At 71.1% G+C, this 25,015-nt stretch carries 9 protein-coding genes; 8 read left to right on the top strand and 1 reads right to left on the bottom strand.

Going from position 1 to position 25,015, the window contains the following annotated elements; genetic code table 11:
* Nucleotides 1–336: 336 nt before the first annotated feature.
* On the bottom strand, nucleotides 337–7,377 hold the full coding sequence (locus MOX02_RS08155) for a peroxidase family protein (RefSeq protein WP_147025310.1): 7,041 nt from the start codon (nucleotides 7,375–7,377) through the stop codon (nucleotides 337–339).
* A gap of 990 nt (nucleotides 7,378–8,367) precedes the next feature.
* Between MOX02_RS08155 and MOX02_RS08150 the strand changes: the two genes are divergently transcribed.
* The 8 genes from MOX02_RS08150 (at nucleotide 8,368) to MOX02_RS08115 (ending at nucleotide 24,975) form a co-directional block, all read left to right on the top strand.
* The gene (locus MOX02_RS08150; RefSeq protein WP_147025309.1) at nucleotides 8,368–16,308 is read left to right on the top strand and encodes an ExeM/NucH family extracellular endonuclease; all 7,941 of its coding nucleotides are present in this window, start codon (nucleotides 8,368–8,370) and stop codon (nucleotides 16,306–16,308) included.
* Nucleotides 16,309–16,693: 385 nt separating this feature from the next.
* Nucleotides 16,694–16,783, top strand: coding sequence for a K(+)-transporting ATPase subunit F (locus MOX02_RS08145; protein WP_017484418.1), 90 nt, complete (start codon nucleotides 16,694–16,696; stop codon nucleotides 16,781–16,783).
* Between the two features lie 22 nt (nucleotides 16,784–16,805).
* Nucleotides 16,806–18,521 carry a potassium-transporting ATPase subunit KdpA gene (kdpA, locus tag MOX02_RS08140; RefSeq protein ID WP_147025308.1) on the top strand — a complete coding sequence of 572 codons (1,716 nt, stop codon included), beginning with the start codon at nucleotides 16,806–16,808 and terminating at the stop codon, nucleotides 18,519–18,521.
* A gap of 1 nt (nucleotide 18,522) precedes the next feature.
* Nucleotides 18,523–18,720, top strand: a complete 198-nt coding sequence (locus tag MOX02_RS08135; protein WP_147025307.1) for a hypothetical protein — start codon at nucleotides 18,523–18,525, stop codon at nucleotides 18,718–18,720.
* 58 nt (nucleotides 18,721–18,778) lie between these two features.
* A complete protein-coding gene (gene kdpB, locus MOX02_RS08130; RefSeq protein ID WP_147025306.1) occupies nucleotides 18,779–20,869 on the top strand; it encodes a potassium-transporting ATPase subunit KdpB in 2,091 nt (696 codons plus the stop codon).
* A gap of 19 nt (nucleotides 20,870–20,888) precedes the next feature.
* On the top strand, nucleotides 20,889–21,494 hold the full coding sequence (locus tag MOX02_RS08125; protein WP_147025305.1) for a K(+)-transporting ATPase subunit C: 606 nt from the start codon (nucleotides 20,889–20,891) through the stop codon (nucleotides 21,492–21,494).
* Between the two features lie 20 nt (nucleotides 21,495–21,514).
* The gene (locus tag MOX02_RS08120; RefSeq protein ID WP_147025304.1) at nucleotides 21,515–24,232 is read left to right on the top strand and encodes an ATP-binding protein; all 2,718 of its coding nucleotides are present in this window, start codon (nucleotides 21,515–21,517) and stop codon (nucleotides 24,230–24,232) included.
* Entirely contained in the window at nucleotides 24,229–24,975 is a 747-nt protein-coding gene (locus MOX02_RS08115) for a response regulator (RefSeq protein WP_147025303.1), read from the top strand. Before MOX02_RS08120 ends, MOX02_RS08115 begins: the two co-directional genes overlap by 4 nt.
* Nucleotides 24,976–25,015: the final 40 nt, after the last annotated feature.

Below are 25,015 nucleotides of genomic sequence, written 5' to 3'. Positions count from 1 at the left end.
CCCCCCGCGGCTCGGGCCTTCCCGGAGCGGGAGGCGGTACGGCTTGCGCGGGGGGCGGTGTCGTCGTTCTCAACGTATCGAAAGGATTAAAGGGACGTTAAAGCGAAGTATAGATGTATTTTCTGCCTAAATCCGAAATGCTATCTCGTATTAAATCCTGGTTCTAGTACCGATTTTTCTGAGAATTGCTGTGATCCTACACCCACGAATGCTGCGAGGCGGACGGATGATCCGCCCGCCTCGCAGGTTCTTCGTCGGACGCCTCGCCGGTCGGGTCCCGGCGCCGGTCGGGTCCCGGCGCCGGTCCGGCCGGCACCGGGGCCCGTCGGGCCCGCCTCAGATGAGCTGCCAGCCGTCCTCGATCTGGGAGAGCAGGCAGTTCTGGGCTTCCGTGCTGAGGGCGATGCCGGCCGCCACCGAGGCGCGGGAGGCTCCGTTCTCGAGGGCCGCGGTCCAGCTCTCCAGGCCCTCGTCCTCCGCGTGGCGGCCGAGCGCGTTCTTGTAGAGGCAGTCCACGAAGTCCTCGTTGGAGAGGTTCGCGTACTTGGCCTTGTACTCGGCCGAGTTGAGGAAGCCCTCGGCGGCGGCGACGTCGGACAGGCCCGCCTTCATGCCGGCGGCCCAGTCCTGGAGGCCCTTTGCATCGGGTGCCCGGTCGAGGAGGCCGTAGTAGAGCCGCGCCGCGTCGCTCGCGTCCTTGTCGGCCGTGAACACGCCGTGCTCGAACACCGACTTCAGCCCGTCGAGGTTCTCCTGCGAGAAGGCGAAGCCGAGCACCACGTCGGCGCGCGACATCCCGTTCCCGAGGGCACTGAGCCAGGCGTCGACGCCCGCATCCTCGCCCTCGCGGCCGAGCGCCGTGTGGTAGAGGCCCTCGATGAAGGCGCGGTCGTCCGCCACGCCGTGGTGCCCCTTGCCCTCGTCGGAGCCGAGGAAGCGCTCGGCGATGTCGTGCAGGGACAGTCCGGCGGCGCGCGCCTCCGTCCAGTACCCCTGTCCGCCCATGTCGGAGGCCCGGCCGAGCACGGCGTCGTAGAGGGCGTAGACCTCGCCCGCGGCGCTGTGCGCGTCGTGGCTGACGCTGCCGAAATGCTCGCGCTGGTGGTACATCGAGGGGTGGTCGTCGCTCGGGTCCTCCCACTCGGTCTCGCCGCGCACCACCGGGTTGCCGTCGGTCCCGTAGGTGACGCTGTGGCCGCCGCCGGACACCGTCTCGGTGCCGTCCTCGTTCTCCGTGGTCTCGCAGGTGTCGGGCGCGAGGCCCTCGGCCAGCTCGATCACGTCCTGCTGGCGCAGCGTGCCGACGACGCTGTCGTTGCCGCCGTTGGTGCGGAAGACGACCCGGTGCTCCGAGGTGAGCCCGGAGATGTCGACCACGTCGTCGTCCTGCGAGCCCTCGAGGGTGATGGTGCTCATCAGGAGGCTGGTGCCGACGAAGGTGCCGATCGGCGTGAACGTATCCCCGCCGCCGAAGCCGGTGATGACGATCTCCTCGATGTTGTCGAGCTCGGCGATGATCGAGGCGTTGTTGGTGCCGTTGCGGGTGATCACGATCTCCGTGTTGGTGTTGAGGCCCGTGATCCCCGCGTCCGTGGCTGCGGCTCTGGAGTAGACGCGGAAGGTCTCGGCCGAGCTGTCTCCCGCGATGTGGACGGTGTCGGTGTTGGTGCCGCCGTCCATGAAGTCCCGGCCGTCGCCGACCCGCCAGAGCAGGGTGTCGTTGCCGGCCCCGCCGTTGACGGTGTCGTTGCCGGCCCCGCCCACGAGCACGTCGTTGCCGCCGTTGCCGGTGAGCGTGTCGTTGCCGCCGTGGCCGAGGATGATGTCGGCGTTGGCGCTGCCGGCCGGCGTGGTGCCCGTGTTGGCCCCGTTGATCAGGGCGTAGGTGGTGCCGGCGAAGCGCAGCTGCTCGATCGTGGTGAGCGTGTCGACGCCCTCCGCGCCGGACAGGTCGGTGACGACGAGCTGGCCCGAGCCGTTCAGCCCGAAGGTGAAGCCCCGGACGTTGCCGGCGTAGACCGCCGTGTCGGTGCCGGCCCCGCCGTCGAGGCGGTCGTCGCCCGCCCCGCCGTTCAGGGTGTCGGTGCCGCCCGCCCCGTTGAGGACGTCGTTGCCCGCGTTGCCGTTCAGCGTGTCGTTCGCCCCGAGGCCGAAGAAGCCGCTGGTGCCGTTGGCGATGTCGTCGCCCGTCGTGCCGTTGAAGGTGTTCGACACGAGCGGGATCGCGTCCCAGCGGTCGCCGACGACGCCCGTCGGTGCGGAGAACAGCGTCTCCGAGTGGCCGTCCCCGTCCGTGAAGGTCACCCCGACGCGCAGGATGTTCCCGACCTGGCTGCCGAAACCGAGGACGCCCTCGTTCGGTGTGAAGGTCGCACCGGCGCCGGCGGCGCCGGTGACGGCGATCCAGGTGGCGCCGTTGTCGGTCGAGCGCTCCCACCGGTACGAGAAGGTGCCGAGGCCGTTCTCGTCCTGGATGCCCGCCGTGTTGACGCTCAGGGGCTGGCCCTCGGTCGGCGACACCTGCCCGTTGGTCGGGGTCGGGTCGACGATCACCGGCGCGCCGGTGGCCGGGAAGTTGACGAGCTGGCGCACCGAGAAGTCCACCGTCCCGCCGTTGCCGTTCGAGAAGCGCAGCGTCTCGACGTTCCAGAGCTTGTCGACGCCGTCCGAGATCACGATCCCGGCCGAGAGCACGTCGTGCGAGACCCGGATCGAGCCGTCGCTGTTGCGGCCGAACGAGTAGTTGTCGACCACGTCCGAGTAGACCGCGACGTCGTTGTCGAGGGTCCCGGCCGGGGTGCGGCCGTCGTCCTTGACCACCTCGCGGACGATGGAGAGCTGGCCCGGATTGAGGGTGCGGCTCAGCATCAGCGCGTCGAGGGTGGTGCCGCCGAACTGCGCCACCGCGCCGGGCTTGAGCACGCCCTCCACGAGGTCGCTCTCGAGGTAGACCTTCTTGGCCATGCCGTCGGCCGTGTAGCGCACGCCGCCCTTCTCGATGAGGATGCGGACGTTGAGCCAGCGGTCGCCGTCGATGACGTCGTTGCCGCCGCGGCCCTCGATGACGTCGCTGCCGCCGCCGCCGAGGAGGATGTTGCCGTCGTCGAAGGCGATCTGCGCCTCGCGGTCGCCCGCCGTGGGAGCCGTGACCCAGTCGCCGAGCACGGCGCGCAGGCCCGCGATCCGGTCGACGCCCGCCTGGGTCAGCTCGTGCTTGACCATGGTGTTCTCGGCCGCCGCGAGGTTCGGGTTCTCGCCGACCTCCGGCTCGGCGGCCGGGTCGGGCTCGCCGCGGTTGTCGCCCTTGAGCAGGTCGTTCTGGTCCCAGCCCGAGAGGGCCTCCACGGCGTCGAAGCGGTCGCGCAGGATGTCCTGCTGGTCGGTGGTGAAGATCGGCCGCGTCAGGTCGTCGTCGGCGCCCTGATTGTGGAACTTGTGGATCGCCCAGTCGAAGCCCCACATGCCCTCGTTGCGCATGACGGACTCGCCCTGAACCATGATGTCGTCGCCGGACTCGGCGTCGAAATCGTGCTCGTTCTCGCCCGCGAACATCACGTCGTGGCCGATGATGCTGGAGTTGAAGAACAGCTCCGAGTTGTCGCCGGCCGTGGTGTCGAAGCCGTTGCCCGCCTCGATCCAGTCGTCGCCCTCGTTGCCGAGCAGGAAGTCCGCGCCCTCGCCGCCGAGGATGAAGTCGTTGCCGGTGCCGCCGAAGGCCTCCTTGCCGTCCGGTCCGGTGATGATGAAGTCCTGGCCCTGGTTGCCGAACACGAGGGCGAGGCCGGAGCCGGCGTGGATGACGTCGTTGCCCTCCTCGCCGTGGAACATGTCCACTTCGCCGATGTCGGTGCCGCTGTTGGTGATGATGTCGTCACCCTTGCCGCCGTGGATCTTGTCCACGCCGTAGCCCGCCTCGATCCGGTCGTCGCCGTCCCGGCCCCAGACCGAGTCGTCGCCGCCGCCGGCGATGATGTGGTCGTTGCCGTTGGTGCCCTGGATCAGGACGTGGTCGTTGGTGTTGACGCGGATGTAGCTCGCGACCGCGCTGTCGGCGGGATCGACCGGGACGACCTTGCCGGCCGCATCCCGCACGAAGGTGCCGTCGGCGTTCTTCAGGTACTCGATCAGGTTTCCGGCCGCGTCGCGGCGCTCCACCATCGGCCCGAGAGCCTCGAGGAAGGGGTCGTCCTGCACCGGATCGGCGTAGCCGAACTTCGCCTGGACGTTGGCGTCCATGTAGAGCGTGTGGTCCGGCGTCGAGAAGATGTCGCCGGGCAGCGCGTAGCCGGTCTCGCCGAGGTCGGTGTTGTTGAGCACCATCTTGGCGAAGGAGTTGTTCTCCAGCTCGTTGAGGAAGTTCAGGCCCTGGACGCGCGACAGGTAGTAGAACCGGTCGGCGTTCTGGAGGTTCTCGAGCTGCAGCTCGAAGATGAACGAGAAGGTCGAGCCCAGCATGCCGCCGAAGGCCATCTTCTTCTCGGCCATGCCGCCGACCCAGAGGTCGACGTCGTTGAGGCCGCCGAGCTTCGCGTCGTTGGCGTAGGCGCCCCGGGCGTTGAGGAAGGCGGCGCGGTCGGCGTCGAACGCGATCTTGGCCGGGCCCGTCAGGGTCTCGTCGCCGAACACGAGCTTCATCGCCGCGTCGCGCTTCGCTTCCGAGTTGGTCGCGGCCGTGATCGAGGCGTGCGTGCCGTAGGCCGCGACGAAGTTCACGATCGAGGCCGGGTTCTTCAGGTTCAGGGCGAAGTCGGTCCAGCTCGTGTAGGGGTCGAGCTGGCTGTCGCCGTTGGCGGCGTCCCGGAACTGCGCGCGGGCGATGTTGAGCGGCGGGATGCCGGTGTCGCGGCCGCGGGCGATGTTGAGGGCGGCCAGATCGAGCGGGATGCCGACGAGCTGGTTGCGCAGCACGTGGGTGACGAACTCGTCGATCTCGTTGCCGACCTGGCTCGTCATGCCGCGCACGATGGCGCCGGCCGCGGTGTCGTGGTCGATCGTCTCGGAGCCGAACGCCAGCGGGTTCAGGAAGGCGTCGAACAGCTTCATCGGATCCTTGACGCCGTCCGCGTCGATCTGGTCGACGGTCTCGCGCAGCATCGAGTGGCCGAACCGGTACACGACGTGGGCGAACTCGGCGAAGATCGCCGGGTTGATGTCGATCGACGGGTTGAACACGAAGACGTCGACGTCCGGCTGGACCTTGCGGGCGAACTCCTCGAACACGAGGTGCTGGTACTGCATCTCGGTGGTGAAGCGCGCCGACTGGAACAGGCGCTCGCCGTCCCACTGCAGGGCGTCGATGGCGGCCTGCGTCGTGGGCATCGCGGTGACGTCGACCCGCAGCCACTCGTTGAGGAAGGCGAGGTCGCCCGAGGCGAGGGCGATGTCCTTGACCTGCTGCACCATGTGGTTGTGTTCCGAGTGGAACACGTGGTGGACGGCCGAGAGGCCGATATTCTCGTTCCCGCGCCCGTCGCCCGTGATGTAGTGGGCGTCGAGGAGCTCGTTGTCGTAGGCGACCTTGTTGCCGCGGGAGTCGAGGCCGATGGTGTTGCCGGCCACGCTGTCCGCGTCCGCCTGGACCGCGACCATCGCGGTGGCGGGGTTGCCGTCGTGGTCGTAGAGCGTGCCCGGGACCGCGGCGTGCGCGATGTCGTCGAGGAAGGCGTGGCCGGTCCGGACCGCGTTGGCGGTCGAGATCGGGTTCGCGAGGCTGCCCTCGACGAACTGGTCGGCGTCGGCGCCGGTGCCGCCGAACTTCCCGTCGGCGCCGAGCGAGACCACCATCTGCGGCAGTCCGTTCGGCCCGCGCACGAACTCGCCGTAGGCGTCCATCCGGAAGAGCGGGATGTTCGCGACGTCGGTGTCGGAGAGCTCGATGCCGAGCTTCATCCGGGCCTGCTCCTTCACGTCCGCCCAGGTGGCGAGGCCGCGGTCACCCTCCAGCAGCTTGCCGGTGGCGAGCGGCTTGCCGTCCACCATGGCGTACTCGCGCAGGAAGAGCTGGTGCGAGGCGCTCGACGTGTAGGTCTGGTTCTGGTCGACCCACGGCGTCGTCAGGTTGTCGGCCCCCTCCGGCGCGCGGGTGAGGACCATGAAGTTCGTGGGCGAGCCCGGCACGTAGAGCGGGTCGTCGGGCTGCAGCGGGATGTAGATCGTGCCGTTGCCGCCCTTGGTCACGAGGTCGAGGCCGTGATCGAAGAACTGGCCGAACAGCGTGAACCAGGAGTTGTAGGGAGCCGACAGGCCCTCGTCCGGCGAGACGTTCGGGATGACGACGGACTGGCCATCCATCGTGATGGCGTGCTCGGCGAGGAGGTCGGCGAGCGCGTCCTCCGCGGCCTCGACCGCGACCGTGGCCGCGCCGCTGGCGTTCTGCGCCTGCGAGAGGGCCTGCTGCGCCGCCACAAGGCTCGTGGCGGCCTGCGAGGCGGTGGTCGCCGCGGTGGCGGCAACCTGCGCCGAGGCGGCGGCCGTGGTTCCGAGCGGGGTGGCCGCGCCGACCGCCGCGGTCAGGTTCGCCTGCGCCGCGGCGACGGCGGTCTCGGCGTTCTGGATCTCCGTGGCCTGCAACGCATCGTCGGTGGCGTCGGTGCGGAGCGCCGCGAGCGCTGCGTTCGCCCCGGTGACCGCCTGCTCGGCCGCGGTGACGGCGAGAAGCGCGGTCGCGTGGGCCGCCGCGTCCGCGGCGGCAACCGACTGAGCCGTGGTCAGGGCGGCCTTCGCAGCGGCGTCGGCCTGCTGGGCGGCCGTGAGCGCGGCCTGAAGCGTGGCGATCGGCTGGCCCGCCGCGGCGGCGTCGGCCTTCGCCTCGTCGAGGGCTTCCTTGGCCGCGATGATCTCCTTGAGCGCCGTGTTGAGCGCGGCGCCGGAATAGCCCGAGTGGATCAGCGCCGCGTAGACGGCGGCCGGGTTGTTCAGCGTCTGGTCGACGATGAGGTTCGAGATGATGCGGGGGTCGGCGTCGACCACGGTGCCGCCGCCGAGGCCGCGGGTCGGGGCGGGGGGAGCCCCCATCTCGCCGTAGTTCCCGTCCGTGAGCACGGTGCCGGGCCCGAACACGAGGCTGTCGTCCGTCTCGTTGCGCCAGTACGGGTCGGTGATCCGCGGGAACGGGTTGTCGGCCGCGCCCCACTGGTCGCGGCCCGCGATCAGGTTGTTGTAGCTGCCGTCGACCGTGCGCAGCCCGTAGGGCGCGAGCGGGTGGCTGATGGCCAGCGCGGCCTCGGGCGCCGTGGAGGCGACGACGTTGCCGTTCGCGTCCACGTAGATCTGCGTGAGTGCCTGCGCCTGCGCGCCGGAATGGGCCTCGGAATTCGCCTCCGCGATCTTGATCTGCCGCAGGATGAATTCGAGGTCGTGCCTGACGAGAGCAACCATAACAGCCTCCCAGAAGAGTGTCCGGGCCGCACGGCAGGCGCGAGCACACGCGCGGTCTGCACGAGTGCTTCGATGACGTGTCGGCTGACGGACAGATTTCGCCGGTCTTTCGGCCTGGAATTGCTGTTAAAGAACTTTTAACTCAGCGAATAGACACAAATTGTACCTAAGACGACAACTCTATTACTATCTAGTCCTCCGGATTAGTACGAGAATTTCTCGACATTCGTCGGATTATCGGCCCGGACCGGACGTCAAACCATGAGGCGAGGTGCGTGCCGTGGCGGCGCGGTGGGCCGCTGCCGCGCGCGGGAGATGCCCGGGACGGCGGCGGCAGCGCCGGATTCGGATGCCGGGCCAGGGGTTTGTGCCGCCTCGTACCCGCCCGCCCCGCGGCCCCCGTCCCGCGCCGCCACGGGCAGGCCCGGGATCCCGGAGCGCCGCCGCGGGCGGGACGGTACGGTCCCGACGCTTCCGCAACCCGAGATTCTGCGCGCCCGAGCCCGGGACTGACGGGCCGCCCGGGCCCGCTCATCCTGCGTTAGCGTTAACGGGGTCAGAGATCGGGAGGGGCGGGGCCTCGCCAGGACGGTTTCCGGTCATGCGCGGGGAAGAGTCGCTCTTCGTCTCGCGCGCCGTCCTGTTCGCGGTCAGGCAGGTCGAATCGTCGCGATATCGGCAAGGTGAGGGCACTGTTCCGGGCCCGGGAAGACGCGTCGCGGCCCGAGATCATCTCGGGGGCGCGATTCCGTGATCGGGGAGGGCAGGGGTTCTGCTGTCCCCGGCCCGTCGAATCCTTAGCCGGCGGCGTCATGTGACCGTTACATGGCGCCTCTACCAGCGCGAGCATACCCGTCGGCGGGTCTCTGGGGCAGCCTCGCCCGAAGCCCGCCGGTCCGGACCCCCTCTCCCGTCTTCCCGCGCTCACGGCGGCGGACGCGCGCGCCGCGTCCCCCGTCGTCGCGCCGGCCTGCTTGCGAGACGCCCTGGATGCCCACGACGCTGACCGCCGGCGACATCGCCATCATCGGCTACGACGCCGACAACCCGGACGACTTCGCCTTCGTCGTCCTGCGGGACATCGAGGCCGGCACCGTCATCAACTTCACGGACAACGGCTGGCGGGCGGCGGGCGGATTCCGCCAGAACGAGGGGGTCTACGCCTACACGGCGCCGGCCGCGCTCGCGGCGGGCACGGTGGTCCACCCGACGACCGACACGGCGGGGAGCGCCCCCGTCTTCCAGGCCCCGAACTTCGCGCTGAACGCGGGCGGCGACCAGATCATCGCCTACCAGGGCACGGCGGCGAGCCCGACCTTCCTCTACGCCGTCGATCTCGCCGACGGGAACGCCGCCTTCGCGGACGACGCCACCGACGCCAGCACCTCGGCGCTCCCGCCGGGCCTGACCCTCGGCACCACCGCCGTGGCCCTGCCCGCCGACAACGGCCGCTACGCCGGCCCGAGCACCGGCGGGCGCGACGCGCTGCTCTCGGCGATCGGCGATCCCGCCTCCTGGAGCCTCGACGACGGGAGCCGGGTGGGAGCGCCGAGCTACACGAACTTCACGGTGGGGTCGGCAAGCCTCCCGACCATCACCATCGCGGCGACCGACGCGACGGCGGGCGAGGGCGCCCCGCAGGACACCGCGACCTTCACCCTCACCCGCACGGGCGACGCGAGCCAGCCCCTCACCGTGGCCTACACGGTCGCCGCCGCGGCCCGGAACGGCGCCAGCCCGGGCACGGACTTCACCGGCCCGAACGGCGGCCTCTCGGGCAACGTCACCTTCGCGGCGGGCGCCGGCACCGCCACGCTGACCTTCGCGGCGCTCGACGATTCCGCGGCCGAGGGCCGCGAGAGCTTCACGGTGAGCCTCGGGGCGGGCGCCGCTTACGCGCTCGGCGCGGCGGCCTCGGCGGCGGCCGCCATCGTCGACGACGAGCCGGGCCCCGCGGCGCCGGGCACGGGCTCGATCGCGATCCTGCCGCGGGCGGACTCGCTCGCCGGCTCGGCGACGGCCCCGGTCGGCACCGGCAGCCTCGACCTCGTGCGGCTCTCGACCTTCGCGGCAGGCACCGGCAACGCCGAGAGCGTGTCTTTCGACCCCGGCACCGGACAGCTCTACATCACGAACGCGGGCGGGAACCGCATCGACATCGTGCGGATCGGGGCGGACGGCAGCCTCGCCAAGACCGGCGAGATCCCCCTCTCGGGCCTGACCGGCTACGGCGCCGTCAACGCGGTGGCCGTGAAGAACGGCGTCGTGGCGGTGGCCTACGAGAACGCGACGCGCACGGACGACGGCTACGTCGCGCTCTTCGACGCCGCCGGCACCCTGCAGACGCTCGTGCAGGTCGGGCCGGTGCCGGACCAGCTCACCTTCACGCCGGACGGCGCGCGGCTCCTCGTCGCCAACGAGGCGGAGGCGATCTCGACCGCCCTCAACCCGAACGGCAGCGTCAGCATCATCAGCCTCGCGGGCGGGGCGGCCGGCGCCACGCTCGCCTCCGCGGTCACCTTCGAGGCGCTGAACGGCTCCGAGGACGCCCTGCGCGCGGCCGGCATCGCGATCTACCCCGGCACGGCGGCGGCGGCCGACATCGAGCCCGAGTACATCGCCGTCTCGGCCGACGGGACCCGGGCCTACGTGACGCTGCAGGAGGTCAACGCCGTCGCGGTGATCGACCTGACCGATCCGGCCGCGAGCCGCCCGATCGCGCTGCTGCCGCTCGGCGGCGTCGACCACGCGCTTGCCGGCAACGCCTTCGATCCGAACGACCAGAACGGCATCTCGCTGCGTAACGCGACCATCACCAGCGTCCTGCAGCCCGACGCGATCGCGAGCTACACGGTCGGCGGCGTCCGCTACTTCATCACCGCCAACGAGGGCGACGGGCGCGTCGGCACCGGTTTCGCGGACCAGGACGTCAACCGCCTGAGCAGCGCCGCGGTCGTCCTCGACCCGACCGCCTTCCCCGACGCGGCGGCGCTCAAGGCCAGCGACCTCGGCCGGCTCAACGTCCTGACCAAGTTCGGCGACACGGACGGGGACGGCGACCTCGACCAGCTCTACGGCTTCGGCGGCCGCGGCATCTCGATCTTCCGCGACAACGGCGACGGCACCATCACCAAGGTCCGCGAGACCGGCGGCGAGTTCGAGGCGATCACCGCCCGCGACGTGCCCGCGATCTTCAACCAGAACCAGGGCGCGGGCGTCCCCGACAACCGCTCCGACGACAAGGGACCGGAGCCCGAGGGCGTCACGATCGGCGTCGTCGACGGCCGCACCTACGCCTTCGTCGGCCTGGAGCGGATCGGCGGCGTCATGGTCTACGACGTCACCGACCCGGCCGATGCCCGCTACGTCGCCTACGAGCCCCCGGCCTCGGCCGCGGATGCCGGCCCCGAGGTCGTCACCTTCATCAGCGCCGCCGACAGCCCGACGGGCAGGGCGCTCGTTGTCTCGGCCAACGAGGTCGGCAATACCACGGTGCTCTACGAGGCGCAGGGCATCACCAGGATCCACGAGGTCCAGGGCTCGGGCGCCGCGAGCGCCCTCGTCGGCCGCACCGTCACCCTCGACGCCATCGTCGTCGGCGACTTCCAGAACGGCGACGCGGACGGGGCCCGCAACCTCGGCGGCTTCTACCTGCAGGAGGAGGGCGCGGACCAGGACGGCGACGCGGCGACCTCCGAGGGCGTCTTCGTCTACGAGGGAACCGGCAACTTCCTGTCGAACGTCGCCGAGGGTGACCGGGTTCGCGTCACCGGCACGGTGACCGAGTTCAACGGCGAGACGCAGATCACGGTCACCGCGGTCTCCGGCATCCAGATGATGCAGGCCGGCGCCCTGACGGGCGCCGGGGTGAGGGCCCAGGCCGTCGCGGTGCAGCTCCCGGCCGCCGGCACGGTCGGCACCGGCGCGACCGCCCAGCCGAACCTCGAAGCCTACGAGGGCATGCTGGTCACGCTGCCCCAGACCCTGACGATCACCGAGCAGTTCAACCTCGACCGCTTCAACGAGATCCGCCTCGCCGCGGGCGGCCGGGTCGAGACCTTCACGAACGCGTACGAGCCGGACGCGGCCGCCTACGCCGCCTACCTCGCGCAGAGCGCCGCCCGCTCGATCGTCTACGACGACGGCCTCAACAGCCAGAACCAGCCGATCGGCAACCTCGCGGGCTTCGGCCCCTACGGCACCGCCGCGGCCCCGCGCATGGGCGACACCGTGACGGGGCTGACGGGCGTCCTCGGCTACGGCCCGTCGAACGCCTACCGGGTCCGGGCGATCGAGGACGGCGACAACAGCTTCGTGCGGACCAATCCCCGCACGTCCGCGCCCGACGACACGGGCGGCACGCTCAAGGTCGGCAGTCTCAACGTCCTCAACTACTTCAAGACCCTCGACAGCGACGGCTCGGCCACCGGCGTGAAGACCGCGATCGGCCTCGACCCGCGCGGCGCCAACACGGCCGCCGAGTTCGGCCGCCAGACCGAGAAGCTCGTCAACACGCTGATCGCGACGGGCGCCGACGTGCTCGGCCTCACCGAGCTCGAGAACCAGTTCCGACCGGGTGACCCGGGCAACGCGCTCGAGTACCTCGTCGGCCAGCTCAACCTGAAGGCGGGGGCCGGCACCTACGCCTACGTGAACCCCGGCGCCCAGCTCGATCAGGGCCAGTTCCTCGGCGGCGACGCGATCGCGGTCGGCTTCATCTACAAGCCGAGCAAGGTCAGCGTGGCGATGAACACCACGATCGAGAAGCTCGACGACGCGGACGTCGCCGCCTTCGACCCCGCGCTCCTGCAGCAGAGCACGATCGGCGCCATCTTCAACGGCACCAACACCAGCCGCGCCTCGCTCGCCGTCACCTTCCACGAGATCGCGACGGGCGAGGATTTCATGGCCGTCATCAACCACTTCAAGTCGAAGAGCGGGGCCGGCACGGGCGCCGACGCCGACCAGGGCGACGGGCAGGGCGGCTGGCAGCAGCAGCGCGAGCTCGCCGCCAAGGCGCTCGCCGAATGGGTCGCGCTGAAGCCCACCGGCACGCAGGACGGCGACACGATCCTGCTCGGCGACTTCAACGCCTACCTCAAGGAGGACGCCCTCGACCTCGTGAAGGCCGGCGGCTTCACAAACCTCGCCGAGGACCGCCTCGCGGACCCCTACTCCTACGTCTTCGACGCCGCCTACGGCGCCCTCGACCACGCCTTCGCGAGTGCCAGCCTCAACGCCCAGGTGACCGGCGTCACCGAGTGGCACATCAACGCCGACGAGGCGGACGCCCTCGACTACAACCTCGATTTCGGCTGCGACCCCAGCTACTTCGAGGCCGGCGTCGTCGCCCGCGAATCCGACCACGATCCCGTGCTCGTCGGGCTCAGGCTCGACCAGGCCGCTCCGCGCCTCGTCTCGGCAACCCCCTCCGACAACGCGACCGCGGTCGCCGCGGGCGCCGACATCGTGCTCACCTTCAGCGAAGCGGTGCGGGCCGGCAGCGGCAGCATCACCCTGACGGACGGGGCAGGGGACGTCCGCACCATCGCCGTCACCGACGCCGCGCAGGTGGCGATCAGCGGCACCACCGTCACCATCAACCCCGCCGCGGATCTGCGCCCCGGCGCCGCCTACGACGTGATCGTGCCGGCCGGCGCCCTCACCGACGCCGCCGGCAACGCCTTCGCGGGCCTCGCCCAGGACCGGCTCGACTTCACCACGCAGGGATCGACCCCGATGCCGTACACGCTCCAGATCCTGCACGCCTCCGACTGGGAGGCGGGCCTCCTCGCGACGCAGCGCGCGGCGAACTTCGCGGCGATCGTCGACAAGCTCGAGGACTCGACGGCGAACTCCATCACGCTCTCCACCGGCGACGGCTGGATCCCGAGCCCGTTCTTCATCGCGGGCGCCGACCCGCAGCTCGCCGCGACCTACAACGGCATCTACAACCAGCTCTACGGGCTCTCGGGCGCCGCCGCCTACGCGCGCCTCGCCCCCTCGGTGGGCCGGGCCGACGTCACCATCCAGAACATCGTCGGCGTGCAGGCCGCGGTGTTCGGCAACCACGAATTCGATTCCGGGCCGACCGAGGTCGCCAACATCATCGGCGCCAATCTCGGCACCGCGGCGGGCGCGGCCGACGATACCTGGGTCGGCGCCCAGTTCCCCTACCTCTCCACGAACCTCAACTTCTCCCGCGAGGCCGCACTCTCCGGCCTCGTCAACCCGAACGTCTCGGAGGCCGGGTTCGCGGCGACCGGGCCGACCTCGACCCAGACCGGCACCGGCGCCGACAAGATCGCCAAGTCCACGATCCTCGTGGAGAACGGCGAGCGGATCGCCTTCATCGGCGCCACGACGCAGCTCGAGCCGCTCCTGACCTCGCTCGGCAACGTCACCGTCGACGGCTTCAACGGGCAGGACAACATCCGGCTGCTCGCCGACCAGATCAACGCCGAGGTCGACCGGGTGCTCGCGGCCAATCCCGGCCTCAACAAGGTGATCGTCGGCACGCACCTGCAGCAGCTCGCCAACGAGCAGGCGCTGGCGCCGCTCCTGCGCAACGTCGACGTGCTGATCGGCGGCGGCTCGCACACGCTGCTCGCCGACGGCGACGACCGGCTCCTGCCCGGCGACACCACGGGCGGCGGCTACCCGCAATTCTACACGAACGCGAGCGGCCAGACCCTCGCCCTCGTCAACACGTCCTCCGAGTACGCCTATGTCGGCCGCCTCACCGTCACCTTCGACGACCAGGGCAACATCCTCCGCGATTCGGTGAACCCGGCCACGAGCGGCGCCGTCGCGGTGGACGACACGACCGTCGCGCAGCTCTGGGGTTCGACCGCTGCCGCCTTCACCCCGGGCAGCAAGGGCTTCCTCGTCCGCGAGATGATCGAGGGCCTCGACGCCAACAACGACGGCGTGCAGGAGACCGTCGGCATCGCCGACATCATCCGCCAGCAGGACGGCAACATCCTCGGCCGCACCAGCGTGTACCTCGAGGGACGCCGCGGCGAGGTGCGCACCGAGGAGACGAACCTCGGCAACCTGACGGCCGACGCGAACCTCTGGTACGCCAAGCAGTTCGACGGTGCCGTCACGGTCTCGATCAAGAACGGCGGCGGCATCCGCGACTCGATCGGCTCCTTCTCGACCGCGGGCGGGAGCGCCGCGGAGCTGCCGCCGGCCGCCAACGCGGAGGCGGGCAAGCAGGCCGGCGACATCTCTCAGCTCGACGTCACCAACTCGCTGCGCTTCAACAACAATCTCGCCCTCGTCACCGTGACGGCCTCGGAGCTGGAGCGGGTCCTGGAACACGGCGTCGCCGCTGTGGCGCCCGGCGCCACGCCCGGCCAGTTCACCCAGATCGGCGGCATCCGCTACGCCTTCGACGCGACGAAGCAGTCCCAGACGCTCGACGCCAACGGCAACGTCACCCGCGAGGGCCAGCGGATCGTCTCGGCGGCGATCGTCGACGAGAACGGCTTCATCCTCGACACGCTCGTGCAGAACGGTCAGCTCATCGGCGACGCGAACCGGCCGATCCGGGTGGTCACCCTCGACTTCCTCGCCACCGGCACCGCGGCGGCGCCGGGCCTCGGCGGCGACAACTATCCCTTCCCGGCCTACGGCGAGAACAAGGTCGCGCTGCGCGACGCCGCCCCGATCTCGCTGCCCGACACCGAGACCTTCGCGGCCCAGGGCTCCGAGCAGGACGCGCTCGCCGAGTATCTGAAGGCGTTCTACGCGACGAACCCCTACGGCCAGGCCGATACCGGCCCGGCGGGCGACACCCGCATCCAGAACCTCGCTCTTCGCGCCGACACCGTCCTGCAATCGGGCGTCGCGAAGACCGGGACGGCGGGGGCCGACACGCTCCAGGGCACGGCCTTCGCCGACCTCCTGCGCGGCGGCGCGGGCGACGACACCATCGTCAACAGCGCGGGCAACGACATCCTGATCGGCGGCCAGGACGCCGACGGCTCGCCGGGCAACGACACCCTGGTCTTCAACTCGGCCCTCGCCGACGTGACGGTGACCCGCGAGGGCGCCTTCACGTTCGTGACCGGCCCCGAGGGCCGCGACGCGATCGCGGGCTTCGAGCGGGTGCAGTTCACCGACACCACCGTGGTTCTGCGGGACGGCGCGCCCGGCGTCGACGACCTCTTCTACCTCGCCGCCAACAAGGACGTGCTCCGGGCCGGGATCGACGCGGACGCGCACTACGCGGCGTTCGGCTGGCGCGAGGGGCGCGATCCGAACGCGCTGTTCTCCACGAACGGGTACCTCGCGGCGAATCCGGACGTGAAGGCGGCCGGTCTCAACCCGCTCCAGCACTACCTGCAGACCGGTGCCCGCGAGGGCCGCGACCCCTCCGTCGCCTTCGACAACGAGGCGTACCTGGCCAGGAACCCGGACGTGAAGGCGGCCGGCCTCAACCCGCTCCAGCACTACCTCGAGTTCGGCCAGGCCGAGGGCCGGACGACGTCCGAGGCGATCGGGCGCGCCTCCGGCATCCGCGGCGGCTTCGACGCCGAGTACTACCTGCTGGCCAACGCGGACGTGGCGCGCACCGCCTCGGCGGCCGGCGGCGACAGCTTCGCGTTCGCCCGCTCGCACTTCGAGAACTTCGGCTGGAAGGAGGGCCGCGACCCGAACGCGGTGTTCGACACCAAGGGCTACCTCGCGGCCTACGGCGACGTGAAGGCGGCGGCGATCAACCCGCTCTCGCACTACGACGCGTTCGGCTGGAAGGAAGGCCGCGACCCGGCCGCGGACTTCGACACCTCGTCGTACCTGTCCGCCTACCGGGACGTGGCGGGGGCGGCCGTCGACCCGATGCAGCACTACCTGCAGGCCGGCCTCTACGAGGGCCGCTCGGCCTTCGCCGACGGCAAGTTCCAGGTCGGCGGCATCGGCTGAGCCGGTTCCCCGCCGCCTCGACGCGGCCGCCGGCCTTGCGGGCCGGCGGCCGCACGCGTTTGGGCACACCGATGCACCGGCCGCCTGCCGGAAACCCGGGGCCGAACCGGGCGGGACGAACCTGTCCCCGAACCTCGGACAGCCCGGATCCCGCCGATCCTCATGCGATCCTTATAAGATCGGCCTCCTCTCCCTCTCGAACCCTCACGCGGTTCCCGTCCACATTCGGGCTCGGGCCGGCCAATCGCGGCAGAACCGCGACGGACCGGCCGAACGGGTACGGACGCATCATGCTCGATATCGCCTTCATCGCCGCGAGCCTCGCCTTCTTCGCGCTCGCCGCCGGCTACGCCTCGCTCTGCGAACGGCTCTGAGGCAGGCGGCCATGACCCTCGATCTCGCCCTCGGTGCCCTCGTGACCGCGGGGCTCCTCGTCTACCTCACCTACGCCCTCGTCCGCCCCGAGCGGTTCTGAGCGGCCTGACGGACCGATCTCCATGACACTCAACGGCTGGATGCAGATCGCGCTCTACTGCGCGGTCGTGCTGGCGCTCGTGAAGCCGCTCGGGGCCTACATGACCCGTGTCTTCAGCGGCGAGGGCACCGTCCTCTCGCCCGTGCTCGCCCCCGTGGAGCGCGGGCTCTACCGCGTCGCCGGCGTCGATGCCGGCCGGGAGCAGACCTGGCTCGGCTACGCGGGCGCGATGATCGTCTTCAACCTGCTGGGGTTCCTCCTGCTCTACGCCATCCTGCGCCTGCAGGCGGTGCTGCCGCTGAACCCGGCCGGGCAGGCGGCGGTCGCCCCGGACCTCGCCTTCAACACGGCCACGAGCTTCGTCACCAACACGAACTGGCAGTCCTACGGCGGCGAGACCACGCTCTCGTACCTGTCCCAGATGCTGGGCCTGACGCACCAGAACTTCGTGTCGGCCGCCTCCGGCATCGCGGTCGCGGTGGCGCTGATCCGCGGCTTCGCGCGGGCCTCCGCGAAGACGCTCGGCTCGTTCTGGGTCGATGTGACCCGCGCGAGCCTCTACGTGCTGCTGCCGCTCTGCGTGATCTACACCCTGTTCCTGGTCTCGCAAGGGATTCCGCAGACGCTGTCGGCCTCCGTCGAGGCGACCACGCTGGAGGGCGCCGTGCAGACCATCGCGGTCGGCCCCGTGGCGAGCCAGGTCGCCATCAAGATGCTCGGCACGAACGGCGGCGGCTTCTTCAACGCCAACGCCGCGCACCCCTTCGAGAACCCGACCGCCCTGTCGAACTTCGTGCAGATGGTCTCGATCTTCGTGCTCGGCGCCGCGCTCACGAACGTGTTCGGCCGCATGGTCGGCGACGAGCGCCAGGGCTGGGCGATCCTCGCCGCCATGGGCCTGCTCTTCGTCGCCGGCGTCGCCGTCACCTACTGGGCCGAGGCTAACGCCTCCGGCGTCCTGTCGAGCCTCGGCCTGACCGGCGGCAATATGGAGGGGAAGGAGATCCGCTTCGGGCTCAGCGCCTCGGCGCTGTTCGCGGTCATCACCACCGCCGCCTCCTGCGGCGCGGTCAACGCCATGCACGACTCGTTCACGGCGCTCGGCGGCCTCGTCCCGCTGCTCAACATGCAGCTCGGGGAAGTCATCGTCGGCGGCGTCGGCGCCGGCCTGTACGGCATGCTGGTCTTCGTGATCGTGGCGATCTTCGTCGCCGGCCTGATGGTCGGGCGCACGCCCGAGTACCTCGGCAAGAAGATCGAGGCGCGCGAGGTGAAGATGGCGATGCTCGGCATCCTCTGCCTGCCGCTGGTGATGCTGGGCTTCACCGCGCTCGCGAGCGTGCTGCCGGCGGGCCTCGCGGGCCCCGCGAATGCCGGCCCGCACGGCTTCTCGGAGATCCTCTACGCCTACACCTCGGCTGCGGCCAACAACGGCTCTGCCTTCGCCGGGCTCTCCGCCAACACCCTGTTCTACAACACCACCCTCGGCATCGGCATGCTGGTGGGCCGGTTCTTCGTGAAGATCCCGGTGCTCGCCATCGCGGGCTCGCTCGCGGCCAAGAAGCGGGTCCCGGCCTCGGCGGGCACCTTCCCGACCCATGGCGGCCTCTTCGTCGGCCTCCTCGTCGGCGTGGTGCTCATCATCGGCGGCCTGACCTTCTTCCCATCGCTGGCGCTCGGCCCCGTGGTCGAGCACTTCGCCGGTTCAGCCGGCCAGACCTTTCCGGCGGGAGGCTGAGATGCCGCGCGCCCTGCCCACCCGGCGCGTCCCGCGCCATCACCTGATGCCGCATCGGCCCGCCCAGCGACGTGGCCAGGCCGGCGCCCCGCCGCTGCGGACCTCCGACCTCGTGCTGGCGCTCCTCGGCGTGGCTTTGCTCGGCGGTCTCGCCCTCGCGGCGGCCCTCACCCTGGCCGCCGGCGCGACCGCCCCCTGAACCGGCATGGCCCGGCGCCGCTCGCCGGGCCACCCCGCCCCCCCGGACAATCGAACCCATGTTCCGCAAGACCTCATCGCTCTTCAGCGCCGCCCTCGTCGGGCCCGCGCTCCTCGGCTCCGTCAGGAAGCTCGATCCCCGCGCCATGATCCGCAACCCGGTCATGTTCGTGGTCGAGGTGGTGGCCGCCCTCACCACCGTGCTGTTCGTCCGCGACCTCGCCGCGGGCGGGGCCGACCTGTTCTTCTCCGGCCAGATCGTCCTCTGGCTCTGGTTCACCCTGCTCTTCGCCAACTTCGCGGAGGCCCTGGCGGAGGGCCGCGGCAAGGCCCAGGCCGACAGCCTGCGGCGCACCCGCACCGAGATGACCGCCAAGCGGCTCACCGGCCGGGGCCGCGATTTCGAGACCGTGCCCGGCACGAGCCTGAAGGTCGGCGACATCGTGCTGGTCGAGGCCGGCGACCTCATCCCCTCGGACGGCGAGGTCGTCGAGGGCGTGGCCTCCGTCAACGAGGCGGCCATCACCGGCGAGTCCGCGCCGGTCATCCGGGAATCCGGCGGCGACCGCTCGGCCGTGACCGGCGGCACGGAGGTGCTCTCGGACGCCATCACGGTGCGCATCACGGCCGCGGCCGGCTCGACCTTCGTCGACCGCATGATCGCCCTCGTCGAGGGCGCGGCGCGCCAGAAGACGCCGAACGAGATCGCGCTCAACATCCTGCTCGCGGGCCTCACCATCGTGTTCGTCTTCGCGGTGGCTTCCATCCCGAGCTTCGCCACTTACGCGGGCGGCTCGATCCCGGTGATCGTGCTGGTGGCCCTCTTCGTGACCTTGATCCCGACGACCATCGGCGCGCTCCTGTCCGCCATCGGCATCGCCGGCATGGACCGGCTCGTGCGCTTCAACGTGCTCGCCATGTCGGGCCGCGCCGTGGAGGCGGCGGGCGACGTCGACACGCTGCTCCTCGACAAGACCGGCACGATCACGCTGGGCAACCGGCAGGCGACCGAGTTCCGCCCCGTGAGCGGCGTGCCCGAGCAGGATCTGGCCGACGCCGCCCAGCTCGCCTCGCTCGCCGACGAGACGCCGGAGGGCCGCTCCATCGTGGTGCTGGCCAAGGAGCGGTACGGCATCCGCGCCCGCGACATGGCGGCCTTGAGCGCCAGCTTCGTGCACTTCACGGCGCAGTCGCGCATGAGCGGCGTCGACCTGGAGGGCTCCTCCATCCGCAAGGGCGCGGTCGATGCCGTCATCGCCGCCGTCACGGCCCAGCCCATGGCGAGCCGCGGCACCGGCGCGGCGCTCGCCTATCACCCGGCCGCTGAGACCGAGGCCGTGGGCGAGGTCCGGGCCATCGCGGAGGAGATCGCCAAGGCCGGGGGTACCCCGCTCGCCGTGGCCAGGGACGGCCGCCTGCTCGGCGTTGTCTACCTGAAGGACGTCGTGAAGGGCGGCATCCGCGAGCGCTTCGCGGAGCTGCGCCGCATGGGCATCCGCACCGTGATGATCACCGGCGACAACCCCATGACCGCGGCCGCCATCGCGGCGGAGGCGGGCGTCGACGACTTCCTCGCCCAGGCGACCCCCGAGGACAAGCTGGCGCTGATCCGGCGCGAGCAGGCCGAGGGCAAGCTGGTCGCCATGTGCGGCGACGGCACCAACGACGCGCCGGCGCTCGCCCAGGCCGATGTCGGCGTCGCCATGAACAGCGGCACGGTGGCGGCCCGCGAGGCCGGGAACATGGTCGACCTCGATTCCGACCCGACCAAGCTCATCGAGATCGTCGGCATCGGCAAGCAGCTCCTCATGACGCGCGGCGCGCTGACGACCTTCTCGATCGCCAACGACGTCGCGAAGTACTTCGCGATCATCCCGGCGATGTTCCTGACGCTCTACCCCCAGCTTCAGGCCCTCAACGTGATGGGGCTCGCCTCGCCGCAGAGTGCGATCCTCTCGGCGATCATCTTCAACGCGCTCGTCATCGTGGCGCTGATCCCGCTCGCGCTCAGAGGCGTGACCTACCGGCCGGTCGGCGCGGCCTCGCTCCTGCGCCGCAACCTCCTCGTCTACGGCCTCGGCGGCGTGCTGGTGCCCTTCGTCGGCATCAAGGCCATCGACCTCGCCGTCACGGCCCTGCACCTCGCGTAAGGTCCCAAGGAGACAGCCCATGTTGAGCCAGCTTCGTCCCGCCCTCGTCCTGCTCCTCGCCCTGAGCGCGGTCACGGGGCTCGCCTATCCCCTCGCCATGACCGGCATCGCCGGAGCGATCTTCCCGGCCAGGGCGGCCGGCAGCCTGGTCGAGCGCGACGGCAGGGTCGTCGGCTCCGGCCTGATCGGGCAGAGCTTCGCCGGCGCGGGCTACTTCCACGGCCGTCCCTCGGCCACGACCGCGCCGGACCCGGCCGACGCCTCGAAGACCGTCCCGGCGCCCTATAACGCGGCGAACTCCATGGGCTCGAATCTCGGACCCACGAGTGCGGCGCTCGCCGAGCGCGTGCGCGGCGACCTCGACGCGCTGCGGGCCGAGAACCCCGGACAGCCGGTGCCGGTCGACCTCGTGACGGCGAGCGGCTCCGGGCTCGATCCCGACATCTCGCCGGAGGCCGCCCTGTTCCAGGTGCCGCGCGTCGCCAGAGCGCGCGACCTTCCGGAGGACAGGCTGCGCGATCTCGTGGCGGGTCAGGTCCAGGGCCGCACCCTCGGTCTCCTGGGCGAGCCCCGGGTCAACGTGCTGGCGCTGAACCTCGCCCTCGACGCCCTCGCCCGGCGCTGAGCGCGCCGGTAGGATCGGGCATGCCCGAGACCGGCCGCGATCCCGAACGTCCCTCGCCCGACGCGCTGCTCGATGCGGCGCGCCGGGAGGAGGGCCGGCGCGGCCGGCTCAAGGTCTTCCTCGGTGCCGCGCCCGGCGTCGGCAAGACCTATGAGATGCTGACCGTCGGGCGCGCCCGGCTGAGAGCCGGCGCCGATGTCGTGGTCGGCGTGGTCGAGACCCACGGCCGTGCCGAGACCGAGGCCCTGCTCGACGGCTTCGCGGTGATCCCGCGCCGCCGGGTGCCCTACCAGGGCGCGGTCCTCGAGGAGATGGACCTCGACGCTCTTCTGGCACGCCGCCCGGCACTCGCCCTGGTGGATGAGCTCGCCCACACCAACGCCCCGGGCTCGCGCCACCCGAAGCGCTACCAGGACGTCGAGGAGCTGCTCGACGCCGGCATCGACGTGCTGACGACCCTCAACATCCAGCACGTCGAGAGCCTGAACGACGTGGTGGCCTCCATCACCCGGATCCGCGTGCGCGAGACCGTGCCGGACGGGGTGCTCGACCGGGCCGACGACATCGAGGTGGTCGATCTCAACCCGGACGACCTGATCCAGCGCCTCAAGGACGGCAAGGTCTACGTGCCGTCGAACGCCGCGCGCGCCCTGAGGCATTACTTCTCGCGCGGCAATCTCACGGCGCTGCGCGAGCTGGCGCTCCGGCGCACGGCGGACCGGGTCGACGACGAGCTCCTGAGCCATATGCGGGCCAACGCCATCGCCGGGCCCTGGGCGGCGGGCGAGCGCGTGCTGGTCTGCGTGAACGAGGATCCCCGTTCGGCCGGCCTCGTACGCTACGCCAAGCGGCTGGCCGACCGCCTGCACGCGCCCTGGACGGCGCTCTCAGTCGAGGGGACGCGGTCGGCCTCCCTGAGCGAGGCGCAGCGCGACCGGACCGCCGAGGCGCTGCGGCTCGCGGACCGGCTCGGGGGTGATGCCGTCACCCTGCCGGGCGGGCGGCGCATCGCCGACGACATCCTCGCCTACGCGCGCTCGGCCAACGTGAACCACATCGTGGTCGGCAAGGCGACGCGCTCCTGGTGGTTCGAGCTCCTGCACGGTTCGGTGGTGCACGAGCTCGTGCGCCGGAGCGGCGCCATCAGCGTCCATGTCGTGGCCGGGGAGGCGGCTCCGGCCGAGGGGCAGAGGCGGCGCGCGGTCGCGACCGCCGCTCCCGCACCGGCCTTCGACCTGCGCGCCTACGGCCTCGCCGCGCTCGTGACCACCGCCGGCCTGGGCCTTGCCCTGATCCTCGAGCCCTCTGCGGGCGTCGAGAACGCCGATCTCGTCCTGCTCACCGCCGTCGTGGCGGTGGCGGTTCGCCTCGGCCTCGGCCCCTCGCTCGCCGCGGTGGTGCTGGCCTCGCTCGCCTACAACTTCTTCTTCCTGCCGCCGATCTACACCTTCACCATCGCCGACCCGACCAACGTCGCGGCCTTCCTGCTCTTCACCCTGGTCGCGGTGGTGGTCTCGAACCTCGCCGCCCGCGCCCGCCTGACGGCGGTGATCAGCCAGGCGCGCGCCAGGTCCACGGAGCGGCTGTTCGGGTTCTCCCGCAAGCTCGCGGGCTGCGGCACCCTCGACGACGTGCTCTGGGCCACCTCCGCGCAGGTCGCGGCCATGCTGAAGGTCCGGGTCGTCCTGCTGCTTCCGGAGGGGAAGGCCGTCACGGTCCGGGCCGGCTACCCGCCGGAGGACAGGCTGGACGAGGCCGACCTCGCGGCGGCCCAGTGGGCCTTCGACAACGAGCGCCCGGCCGGCCGCGGTGCCGACACCCTGCCCGGTGCCCGGCGGCTGTTCCTGCCGATGCGCACCGGGCGCAGCACCCTCGGCGTGATCGGTCTCGACGCGGACGGCACGGGCCCGATCCTGACGCCGGAAGGGGGCCGCCTTCTCGACGCGCTCGCCGACATGGGCGCCCTCGCGATCGAGCGCGTGCGGCTCGTGGAGGATCTCGACCGCGCCGAGCGCGCCGCCGAGACCGACCGGCTGGCCCGGGCATTGCTGACCTCGATCAGCCACGACCTGCGCACGCCGCTCGCCTCCGTGCTCGGGGCGGCCAGCACGCTGCGCGACCTCGACGCGGCGCTGCCGCCGGAGGCCAAGGCGGACCTGCTGGCGACCATCATCGAGGAATCCGAGCGGCTCAACCGCTTCATCGCGAACCTCCTCGACATGACGCGCCTGGAGGCCGGGGCGGTGGCGCCGAACCTCGCGCCGCAGGACGTCTCCGAGACGGTCGACACCGCGCTCCGACGGCTGGACAAGGTCCTCTCCGGCCACACGGTGGCGGTCGAGGTCGAGCCCGGCCTGCCGACCCTCCGGCTCGACCCTGTCCTGTTCGAGCAGGTTCTGGTCAACCTCCTCGACAACGCCGCCAAGTACGCGCCGGGCGGCTCGACCGTGACGGTCCGGGCCCGCCGGGACGGCCGGTCCGTGCGCATCGAGGTCGTGGACGAGGGCGACGGCCTGCCGGAAGCCGACGTCGAGCGGGTGTTCGACAAGTTCTACCGGGTGCGCAAGAGCGACCGGGTCCGGGCCGGCACGGGGCTCGGCCTCGCCATCTCGCGCGGCTTCGTCGAGGCGATGGGCGGCACCGTGACAGCCGCCAACCGGCCCGGCCGGAACGGCGCCTGCTTCACCGTCATCCTGCCGCTCCCGCCCGGGACCGCGTCCGAGGACATCGCCGCATGAGCCCGACCATCCTCGTCATCGACGACGAACCCCCGATCCGCAGGCTGCTGCGCACCGGGCTCACCACCCAGGGCTACGCCATCCTGGAGGCGCCCGATGGCCGGACCGCGCTCGAGTTCCTGGCGCGCCAGAAGGCGGACTTGATCATCCTCGACCTCGGCCTGCCGGACATGCGGGGACACGACCTGCTGCGGGCGATCCGGGCGGGATATCCCGATCTGCCGGTGGTCGTGCTGTCGAGCCGCGACGACGAGGGCGGCAAGGTCGAGGCCCTGGACCACGGCGCCGACGACTACATGACCAAGCCCTTCGGCATGGGCGAGTTGCTGGCGCGCCTGCGCGCGGCGCTGCGCCACCAGTTGGCCGCCCGTGGCGAGCGCCCGATCTTCCAGGTCGACGGCCTCAGCGTCGACCTCGTCCGGCGCATCGTGAGGGTCGACGGCGCGGAGGTGAAGCTGACACCCCGCGAGTACGACTTCCTGCGGGTGCTGGTTCTGAACGCCGGCAAGGTGATGACCCACGCGCAGCTGATGCACACGGTCTCGACGTCGTCCGACCCGCAGTACCTGCGCGTCTACATGCGCCAGCTGCGCCAGAAGCTGGAGGCCGACCCCGAGCGCCCGCGCATCCTTCTCACCGAGACCGGCGTCGGCTACCGCCTGCGGGCCCCGGACGACGAGCCGAGTCTCAAGTCGCGGGCGGCCAGCGACACGGCGCCGGCCGGCTCGGAGACGAGCCCCTGATGCGCATCCCGGCATGTCGCTGGCCGCCGCGATGACCATC

It is taken from the genome of Methylobacterium oxalidis (assembly GCF_007992195.1).
GTDB classification, from domain to species: Bacteria; Pseudomonadota; Alphaproteobacteria; order Rhizobiales; family Beijerinckiaceae; genus Methylobacterium; species Methylobacterium oxalidis.
This window is presented reverse-complemented; position numbering and strand designations above follow the sequence as displayed.